The sequence below is a fragment of the Variovorax sp. 10L426 genome (assembly GCF_056395305.1).
This window is the reverse complement of record NZ_JBFTJF010000016.1, coordinates 125,307-134,449: the sequence shown is the minus strand read 5'-3', so window position 1 is coordinate 134,449 and position 9,143 is coordinate 125,307. Positions and strand designations below refer to the sequence as shown.

At 65.6% G+C, this 9,143-nt stretch carries 5 protein-coding genes and 1 pseudogene; 2 read left to right on the top strand and 4 right to left on the bottom strand.

What is annotated here, in order from left to right; translation table 11 throughout:
• Positions 1 to 189: 189 nt before the first annotated feature.
• Positions 190 to 2,574, bottom strand: a pseudogene (gene katE / locus AC1DHL_RS22685) (catalase HPII); the annotation flags it as partial.
• Between the two features lie 87 nt (positions 2,575 to 2,661).
• On the opposite strand from katE, the gene AC1DHL_RS22680 reads away from it, so the two are divergent.
• Positions 2,662 to 3,495, top strand: a complete 834-nt coding sequence (locus tag AC1DHL_RS22680; RefSeq protein ID WP_478102046.1) for a transglutaminase-like domain-containing protein — start codon at positions 2,662 to 2,664, stop codon at positions 3,493 to 3,495.
• Between the two features lie 6 nt (positions 3,496 to 3,501).
• Here AC1DHL_RS22680 and AC1DHL_RS22675 read toward each other — a convergent pair whose 3' ends face one another.
• From AC1DHL_RS22675 to ku, 3 genes are all read right to left on the bottom strand, one after another.
• Positions 3,502 to 4,677: a hypothetical protein gene (locus tag AC1DHL_RS22675; protein ID WP_478163444.1), complete on the bottom strand. Its 1,176-nt coding sequence runs from the start codon at positions 4,675 to 4,677 to the stop codon at positions 3,502 to 3,504.
• Positions 4,678 to 4,849: 172 nt separating this feature from the next.
• Positions 4,850 to 7,411: a DNA ligase D gene (ligD, locus tag AC1DHL_RS22670; protein ID WP_478163443.1), complete on the bottom strand. Its 2,562-nt coding sequence runs from the start codon at positions 7,409 to 7,411 to the stop codon at positions 4,850 to 4,852.
• A gap of 12 nt (positions 7,412 to 7,423) precedes the next feature.
• Positions 7,424 to 8,338, bottom strand: coding sequence for a non-homologous end joining protein Ku (gene ku, locus AC1DHL_RS22665; protein WP_478163442.1), 915 nt, complete (start codon positions 8,336 to 8,338; stop codon positions 7,424 to 7,426).
• Positions 8,339 to 8,504: 166 nt separating this feature from the next.
• Between ku and AC1DHL_RS22660 the strand changes: the two genes are divergently transcribed.
• Positions 8,505 to 9,140, top strand: coding sequence for a lipid-binding SYLF domain-containing protein (locus AC1DHL_RS22660; RefSeq protein ID WP_478102039.1), 636 nt, complete (start codon positions 8,505 to 8,507; stop codon positions 9,138 to 9,140).
• Positions 9,141 to 9,143 lie beyond the last annotated feature (3 nt).

Genomic DNA, 9,143 nt, shown 5'->3' with positions numbered 1-9,143 from the left:
CGTTGGCACATGCAAGGAGCGCAACGCCGAGTGGCCCGTCCTGGCATACCTTCCCTTCGGGTTGTCGTGCAAAGGGGCCGTCTGCGGCGTTGCCCACGCTTGCAAGGCCAAAGCCTTGCTGCGCGCGGGCGCCTTGCATCCAGCCCCTTGGCACGGCAACGCGATCCCCGGAAGTAGTGTGAACAGGCCTTAAGCCGGCACGGCGTCCACGTTCGCGCGGTCCCAGTGCCGGTGCTTCGCGATCGCGGCGACGAAGTCTTGCGCGATCTGGGTGGCGCCCGCGGTGTCGCCGAGATTGGTGACCGGCGTCTCTGCCACCACCACCCCGGCGGGCGCATTCTTCGCATCGGGCTCGATGCCGAGCGTCGCGAGCAGCTTGACGCCCTCGCCCACGGTGCAGATGGCCTTGCAGTGCTTGTAGGCTTCCAGGACGAAGTGCACTGCATCGCCGTTGCGCGACAGCGCCTCCGCACCCTGCGCGCCGGCCGGCACGAGCACCGCGTCGAACATCACCGAAGGCATGTTGACGAAGGTCGCGTCGACATCGAGTTGCCGCTTGGACAGGCTCGCCACCGTGCCCAGTTGCGGCCCCACCACCTTGCATTGCGCGCCGGCCTTCTCGATGGCTTCCCGGATGGGCTTGAGCGAGGCTGAATCGATGCCGTCCGCGACGAGGATCGCCACCTTGCGTGTCTTCACCGAACCGTCGCCGGTGTCGACCATGCGAAGCGCCGGCGATTCGTCGATCGGCATCGTGATGCGGTGCTCGCGAAATCCCGCGCGACCCGCGGCAGCCTTCGCGTCGGGCGCGTTGATGCCGAGCGGCTCGGCGACACGCCGCGCCAGCTTCTCGTCGACGTGCGCCAGGTTGTCGACCATGCGCTGCCGGATCGCCGGCACCTCGACCTTCGACAGCTCGAAGCGGAAGCCCGCGATGATGTGCTCCTTCTCGGCCGCGCTCTGGCTGTTGAAGAAGAGCCGGGCCTGCGTGAAGTGATCGTCGAACGAGGGGCTGCGCCGCCGCACCTTGGGCGACTCCAGCGCCTCGGGAAAGGACTGGAAACCCGCTTTGCCGCCGTCGACCCGGAACTCCTTGCCGTCGCCCAACGAGTTCGGCTCGTAGGCCACCTGGCCGCGCGCGATGGTCTGGCGATGCATGCCGTCGCGCTGGAAATTGTGGAAGGGGCACACGCCCTTGTTGATCGGCAGTTCATGGAAGTTCGCGCCGCCGAGCCGCGAGATCTGGGTGTCGGTGTACGAGAACAGCCGCCCCTGCAGCAGCGGGTCGTTCGTGAAGTCGATGCCCGGCACCACATGGCCCGGATGGAACGCGACCTGCTCGGTCTCGGCGAAGAAGTTGTCCGGATTCCGGTTGAGCACCATGCGCCCGATGCGCTGCACCGGCACCATTTCCTCCGGAATGATCTTGGTCGGATCGAGCAGGTCGAAGCCGAAGGCATGTTCCTTGTCCTGCGGAATCATCTGTACCCCGAGCTCCCATTCGGGGAAGTCGCCGTTTTCGATCGCTTCCCACAGGTCGCGGCGATGGAAGTCGGCATCCTTGCCCGCGATCTTCTGCGCCTCGTCCCATGCCAGGCCGTGGATACCGAGCTTGGGTTTCCAGTGGAACTTGACGAAGTGGCTCTCGCCGCGCGCATTGACGAGGCGGAAGGTGTGCACGCCGAAGCCCTCCATCATGCGCAGGCTGCGCGGAATCGCGCGATCCGACATCGCCCACATCAGCATGTGCGTGGACTCGGGCATGAGCGAGGCGAAGTCCCAGAAGGTGTCGTGCGCGCTCGCGGCCTGCGGCATCTCGTTGTGCGGCTCGGGCTTGACGGCGTGGACGAGGTCGGGGAACTTGATCGCATCCTGGATGAAGAACACCGGGATGTTGTTGCCGACGAGGTCGTAGTTGCCCTGCCGCGTATAGAACTTGACGGCGAAGCCCCGCACGTCGCGCACCGTATCGGCGGATCCTCGTGAGCCTGCAACGGTCGAGAAGCGCACGAAAACGGGCGTTTTCACGGCGGGGTCCTGCAGGAAGTCGGCGCAGGTGAATTGCGACATCGACTTGTAGACCTCGAAATAGCCGTGCGCCGCGGAGCCCCTGGCGTGGACCGCACGCTCGGGAATGCGTTCGTGATCGAAGTGCGTGATCTTCTCGCGCAGGATGAAGTCTTCGAGCAGCGTCGGCCCGCGCACGCCGCCGCGCAGCGAGTTGTGGTTGTCCGGAATCTGCACGCCCTGGTTCGTGGTGAGTTGGGCGACGCTGTCGACGGTGAAGGCTTCCAGTTGCTCCTGCTTGGCGCCATTGCCGTCGCTCTGCTTGGGGCGCCGGGCGGCGGCCTTGTTCTGGTGCGTCATCGGGAGGTTCCTTCGGGGTTCGGAGTAGCTGTCGGGTGGTGACAGGACAGGAGAGGAAAGCTTAGGTGCGGCCGATGCCGCGCGCCGTAGTGACCGCGCGCCGCGACGTGTGGGAGCGGCCAGTCGTCGACGGTAGGACCGCGCCGACGAATGACCCCACTGGCGTCGGCCTACGCGGCTTCGCGCCATCGTCTCGTCATCCGCGTTGACGCGAGAGGAATAGGATGGACCGCGTCATGACCGGGCACCGAACGTGCTTGATCCCCCATCCACCTCCCTCAACGTCAGCGAATCATGCTCATCAAAATCGGTTTCGACATCGAACTGGGCATCACCCCACCCACCGCGCTGATTTACATGCTGCGCGTGCATCCCTCGCGCATGCAGGACATCCAGCCCGGGGAAAGCATGACGATTTCCCCGCCGTTGCGCACCGACTTCTACGCCGATGCCTTCGGTAACCACTGCGCCCGCGTGGCGATACCGCTCGGGGTGAGCAAGGTGCGCCTGCAGAGTGAAGCGGTGGTCTTCGACACAGGCTTGCCGGATCCGGTGACAAGAGGTGCCGTCGAGCATGCACCCGCCGATCTCCCGACGGCGATGCTCCAGTTCCTGCTACCGAGCCGCTATTGCGAAGTCGACAGCGAACTGCTGCAGCTCGCGTGGAGCCTGTTCGGCGGCGTGCCGAACGGATGGCAGCGCGTGCAGGCGATCTGCGACTTCGTGCATCGGCACCTACGTTTCGACTACCAGAGCGCGCGGGCCACGCGCACGGCGCTGGAGGCCTATCGCGAGCGCGTCGGCGTGTGCCGCGACTTCACGCACCTGGCGATCACGCTGTGCCGCTGCATGAACATCCCGGCACGTTACGTGACGGGCTACCTCGGGGACATCGGCGTGGCGCCGAATCCCTCGCCGATGGACTTCAGCGCGTGGTTCGAGGTCTACCTCGGCGATCGCTGGCACACCTTCGACGCGCGTCACAACGTCCCGCGCATCGGCCGCATCGTGATCGCACGCGGCCGAGACGCCGCCGATGTGCCGATCACGATGGTGTTCGGTACCAGCACGCTGGAGCGCTTCGAAGTGACGACGGATGAGGTGCTGCCGCAGCCGGCGTTTGCATGAGCCTTGTCAGTGGGTCAGGCCGACGTGCAGGTAGCCGTTGTGGATGCTGGGACTGCCCATGAGGACGTAAAGACCCTTGCCTTGCATCGCAAAGGCAATTCCCGTCGCCTGGCCCACCGTCACGCTCGCCTTCTTCCACCCCTGGGGTTCCGTGGTGGAGGGATCGGAGAGGGGGTAGCTCTCGCTGCTGCTGCTGCCGTCGAGCGCCTTGCTGGCCACGTCGATCGACGTCGGGCCGATGCTGTACTTGCTCCAGTCGCCCATTTCGCTGCCGCCGTACGCAGTCGAAGTCGGCCATGACGTGGCGCTCGGCACGCCGACGCGGAAGACGTGATTCGCTGGCGTGAGCGCATCCGCGCCGGATTCGAGCAGCACGTTCTCTCCGGCGATGCGGGCCACCGCGAAGACGAGCTTGTCGTTCGCATCGGCGTCGTTCGTGAAGGTCCAGTGTCCTCCTGCATCTGCGGTGGCAGAGGCGGTGTAGTGGACCAGCGTCTTCCCGCTCCCTGTGCAGTTGGCGAGATTCGACAAGGTGCTGGTTTCGTTGCACTGGTCGAGGCCGGTGCCCTGGCCCGAAATCTTCACTTCATGCAGGCGCGAGCTGAGTTGAGGGAGCGAATTTCCCGATCCGGCCGTCAGCGTCAGGTCCAGGCGGTTGTACAGCCCGTCGAGCTGGGTCTTGTCGGTCACCAGCGAACGCGTGGCGACGAACGGAAGTGCCTCGCTGATGTTGGCGTTGTTGGCGAACGGGAGAGGCAAAGGCGCAGCGCCGACGAGCGCATCCGCCGAGACGCGAAAACGCGCGTTGTTGGAGGTCGCCAGCTTGGTAACCACGTCGACCATGACGTACGTGCCGGCCGTGTCAGGGTCGGCCACCAACGTGCCTGAACGAATCGTGGCGCCTGTGCTGTCGAGAAGGGCGTACTGCTTGAGGTCGAAGTCGACCTTGAACTTGAACTCCGCGCCGGCACCACTGAACACTTGGTAGGTGCCGTTGCGGGGGTCGGCAGCAGGCACCTCCGGCGTGGTCTGCGCGTTTCCTGTCGCCTGGGTGTTTCCGGTGGCCGAGCCGCCCGGCGCCTGAAGCGAAAAACCGGTACTGCCACCGCTGCTACCGCCGCCGCAAGCGGCAAGACTCAAGATCAAGATCGTCGCGCTGGCGACGGCAAAAGGTGCCCTCATCGTCAATTGCTCTTTCGTGTGTTGTTGTGGCGCCGGTGCGTCAGACTGACGATCACCTGACCAACAGATCGTAGGTTCTGCAACAACTTGTCACACGAAAATGCGCGCCGATATCCTCAAGAGTGATGAGAGAAAGTTGCATTTCTGCAACGCAGCGGCGAGGCGGAACCGCTCAGCCGGGCGCGTAGCCCAGCCGCTTCATCGCCGCGCCCAGGGCGGTCCGGCTCTTCTCGTAGTGGGCCCACGGAGAATTGCCGGCCGGGAGGCGGCGGCCAATGTTCTTCACCGTCCACTGCGAAGCGCTTTCCAGCCCGGACAGTTCGTCCCATGCGACCGGCACCGACACACCCAGCCCCGGACGCGAACGTGCCGACCAGGCGCACGCCGTGGTCGCGCCGAAGCCGTTGCGCAGGTAATCGACGAAGACCTTGCCCACGCGATTGCGCGGCCCGCTCTTGGCAACGAAGCGGTCCGGAATGGTGCCGGCCAGATGCTGAACGACGGCCTGCGAGAAGCCTTTGACGGCATCCCAGTCGTAGCTTCGGCGCAGCGGCACCACCACGTGCAGGCCCTTGCCGCCGCTGGTCTTGAGGAACGCCGGCAGGCCCAGTTCGTCGAGCAGGGTCTGCACCAGCAGCGCGGCTTCCTGGATGCGCGGCCATCCGACACCTTCGCCGGGGTCGAGGTCGAAGGTCATCCGGTCGGGCTTGCCGATGTTGTTCGACGTCGCGTTCCAGGTGTGGAACTCGATCACGTTCATCTGCGCCGCCGACAGGAGGCCATGCTCGGTGTCGATCTGCAGCAACGGATCGTGGCCCGGATCGAAAGCCGGATCGAGCAGTTTCACACCGGGCAGTTCGCTGTTCTTCATGTGCTTCTGGAAGAACAGTTCACCGCCCACGCCGTCGGGCGCACGCACCAGCGCCACCGGCCGGGCCTTGAGGTGCGGCAGGATGAGTTCGGCGACCTCGGCGTAATAGGCGACAAGCTCGCCCTTGGTGATGCCGCTCTCCTTGTCGATCACGCGGTCGGCGTGGGTGATGCGCTGTGCCATGGGTTTCGAGGCTCCTTTGCGTTCCGTGTCCGCCGCCATCGGCATCGGCACCAGCGCTGTCTCGCGCCGGATCTTCGCGGCCGGCTTGTCGGTGCGAAGACCCTGGAAGGCGGAATGGCGAATGCGCCCGTCCTGCGTCCATTCGCCGAAGGACACCTCGCACACCAGAACCGGCTTCACCCATTGCGCCTTGACGCCCGCAGGCCGGGTCTCGAAGGGACACTCTGCCGCGTGCACCTCGTCGAGCTTCGCCTTGATGTCGGCCAACCGGCCTTCGTCGAAACCCGTTCCGACGTTGCCGCAATACTGAAGCGCGCCCTTGTCGTCGAAGACGCCCAGCAGCAAAGAGCCGAAGCCGGATCGCGATCCCTTGGGTGCGGTGTAGCCGCCGATGACGAACTCCTGCCGCCGCTGGTTCTTGAGCTTGATCCAGTCCGGCGACCGGCGTGACACATAGTCCGATCCCTTGCGCTTGCCGATGATGCCCTCGAAGCCGATCCGCGCTGACGAAGCGAGCAGATCGCGCGGCGCAGCATCGAAGGCGTCGCTGAAACGCAGCGAAGCGGGAGGCTTTTCCCCCAGCAACCGGGCCAGCAACGCACGACGCTCCTCCAGCGGAACACGCCGGAGATCGCGCCCGTCGAGAAAGGGCGCATCGAAGAGCCAGCAGACGATCGACGAGGTCGAGCCGCTGTCGAAGGCGTTCTGAAGTGCCTGGAAGTCCGGCGCACCGCGCTCGTCGTCGACCACGATCTCGCCGTCGAGCCATGCCGAGCGCGTCGGGAGCTTGGCGAATGCCTTGGCCAGCGCAGGCAGTTTCGATGTCCAGTCGTTGCCATTGCGTGTGATGCACTGGACCTTGTCGCCGTCGATGCGGGCCAGGATGCGGTAGCCGTCGAACTTGAGTTCGTACAGCCAGTCGTCCGGATTGGCCGGCGCTGCCGAAGCCAAGGTCGCGAGTTCAGGGGCGAGCATCGCAGGCAATGCTGCCTTGCGGCCGGGCAAACCTGCCGGCGGTTCAGCGGCGGTTTTGCGTGCGGGCGTCCTTGCGGTCTTCGTCTTCTTCGCGGCGGCTTCCGGCTTCCGCTCGTAGGTGACCGGCGGCGGGCTGTCGACCCCTCGACCGGTGATCACGCTGTCGGGTTCGGCCTCCACCACGTCGTAGTCCGTCAGCTTGCGCGCCTCGCCGTCGCGCTCCTTGATCAGCAACCAGGGTTCCTGCTTCTCACCGTTGCCGCGCATGCGCACCAGCGTCCAGTGCCCTCGCAACTTCTTGCCGCGCAGTTCGAACTTGAGCTTTCCCTCGGCCAACGACTTGCGCGCATCGCCGAGCGCCGCCCACTCGCCGCGGTCCCAGACGATCACCGTGCCGGCGCCGTACTGCTTCGGCGGAATGGTGCCTTCGAAGCTGGCGTACGAGATCGGATGGTCTTCGACGTGCACCGCCATGCGCTTGACGGTCGGATCGAGGCACGGCCCTTTCGGCACGGCCCAGCTCTTGAGCGTGCCGTCGAGCTCCAGCCGGAAGTCGTAGTGCAGGCGGCTCGCGTGGTGCTTCTGCACGACGAAGGACAGCGCCCCGTTGCCCGCCTTGCCGCCCGCCTGCGGTTCCGGCGTCTTCTTGAAATCGCGCTTGCGGTGGTAGGGCGCCAGCGCTTCGCGTTCGGTCTGCCGGGCCACGGTCGCGCAGCCTCAGGCCGTCTTGCGGCGCGACGCCGACTTGGCGGCGGGTGCCCGCTTGCGCGGCGCGCGCTTTGCGGTGGCCTTCGCGGGCTTGCTCTCGCCCTTGCGCAGACTGCGCTGGAGCAACTCGGTGAGGTCGAGGATCCGGGCGCCGCCCTTTCCCTCAGCGGTCTCTTCAGGCTCGGGTTGCGTCACTTCCTTGCCCTCGCCTGCTTCGGCCTTCTCATCCACGAGCTTCATGATCTCGTCCTTGAAGGAATCGTGGAAGTCGTCCGGGTCCCACTCTGAACTCATGTCATCGACGAGCTGCTTCGCCATCTTGAGTTCACGCTCGGTGAGGCCCACCTGCTTCGCGCTTTCGGAAGGCAGGGGCAGGTCTTTCCATGGCCGGATGTCAGCGCCCCACCGCAGCAGGTTCAGCACCATGCCCGGTCCGGTCGGCACGAGCACGGCCAGATGCTGCCTGGTCTGGATCACGACGCGCGCCACGCCGATGCGGCCGGCCCGCTTCAGCGTTTCGCGCAGCAGGGCGTAGACCTTGCCGCCGCGATTGATCGGCGCGACGTAATAGGGTCGCTCCAGGTACACGAAGGGAATGCCGTCCGCCGGCACGAAGCGCTCGATCTCGATGGTCTGCGTCGTCTTCGGATAGGCCGCCGCGATCTCCTTGTCGCTCAGCACCACGTACTCCCCTTTTTCGACCTTGACGCCCTTCACGATCTGCTCACGCGGGATCTCCCGGCCGGTCTTCTTGTTGATGCGCTTGTAGCCGACGGGATCCATGGTGCGCTTGTCGAGCCAGTCGAAGTCGATGCCGTGATCGACGGTGGCCGAATAGAGCGCCACGGGAATGTGGACGAGGCCGAAACTGATCGCGCCCTTCCACAGGACGCGCGGCGCGGGAGCTTTCTTGGATGCGGGCATGGCGAATCTCCAGGCTGGCACCCTAGTTTGCACCGGCGCGCGCCGATGTAGGCGTGCGGCGCCGGAAAACGTCGGGAGGATTGCACCATGGGGCCATTGCGCTGCCTGGGCGCATCGACGAGACTGCGCGGGCTTGCACGTGGTTCCCACCGGAGGAGATGTCCCGATGATTCCCATTGCCCGGCCTTCGAGCGCAGCAGCGCTGCTCGCCTTGCTGCTGGCCGCCTGCAGCAGCTCCCCGACGACGACGTCCTCCACATCGGGGACCGCGCAGGAAAGCGCCGCGCCGCTTCCACCCGAGGAAGCGCAAAAGCGCCGGTCGGAAATCTTGGCGATGCGCGACAAGACACTGTCGGACCTGTTTGCGGAGAAGCCGCAGGCGCGAGACGAACTGAAAAAGGCAGCCGGCTACGCCGTCTTCGATTCGTCGCAGCTCAACGTCTTGCTGGTGATCGGGGCGCGCGGCCGTGGCGTGCTCGTCGACAACGCCACGCAGACGCCGACCTACATGGTGGCGGCGCGAGCGGGAACCGGTCCCGGCCTCGGCTACAAGAGCTTCCGGCAGGTGATGATCTTCAAGAACAAGGCCGTGATGGACCAGTTCCGCACCGCGGGCGCCGATGTCTCGGCGTCGGCCGACGCCACTGTCAAGCTGGGGACGAGCGCCGCGACGTCGGCCGACCTCTCGACCTCCTTCAACCCCTACATCACGATGTACGACATGACGGATCGCGGGGTCCTGCTGCAGGCGAACTGGGGTGGCGCGGCCTATCTGCCGGATGCGCAGTTGAACCAACGCTGAGCG

Bases quoted from the DNA above. Each gene is read 5' to 3' on its own strand.
- AC1DHL_RS22680 (WP_478102046.1), top strand. From the start codon at position 2,662: ATGCTCATCAAAATCGGTTTCGACATCGAACTGGGCATCACCCCACCC.
- AC1DHL_RS22675 (WP_478163444.1), bottom strand. From the start codon at position 4,677: ATGAGGGCACCTTTTGCCGTCGCCAGCGCGACGATCTTGATCTTGAGT.
- ku (WP_478163442.1), bottom strand. From the start codon at position 8,338: ATGCCCGCATCCAAGAAAGCTCCCGCGCCGCGCGTCCTGTGGAAGGGC.
- AC1DHL_RS22660 (WP_478102039.1), top strand. From the start codon at position 8,505: ATGATTCCCATTGCCCGGCCTTCGAGCGCAGCAGCGCTGCTCGCCTTG.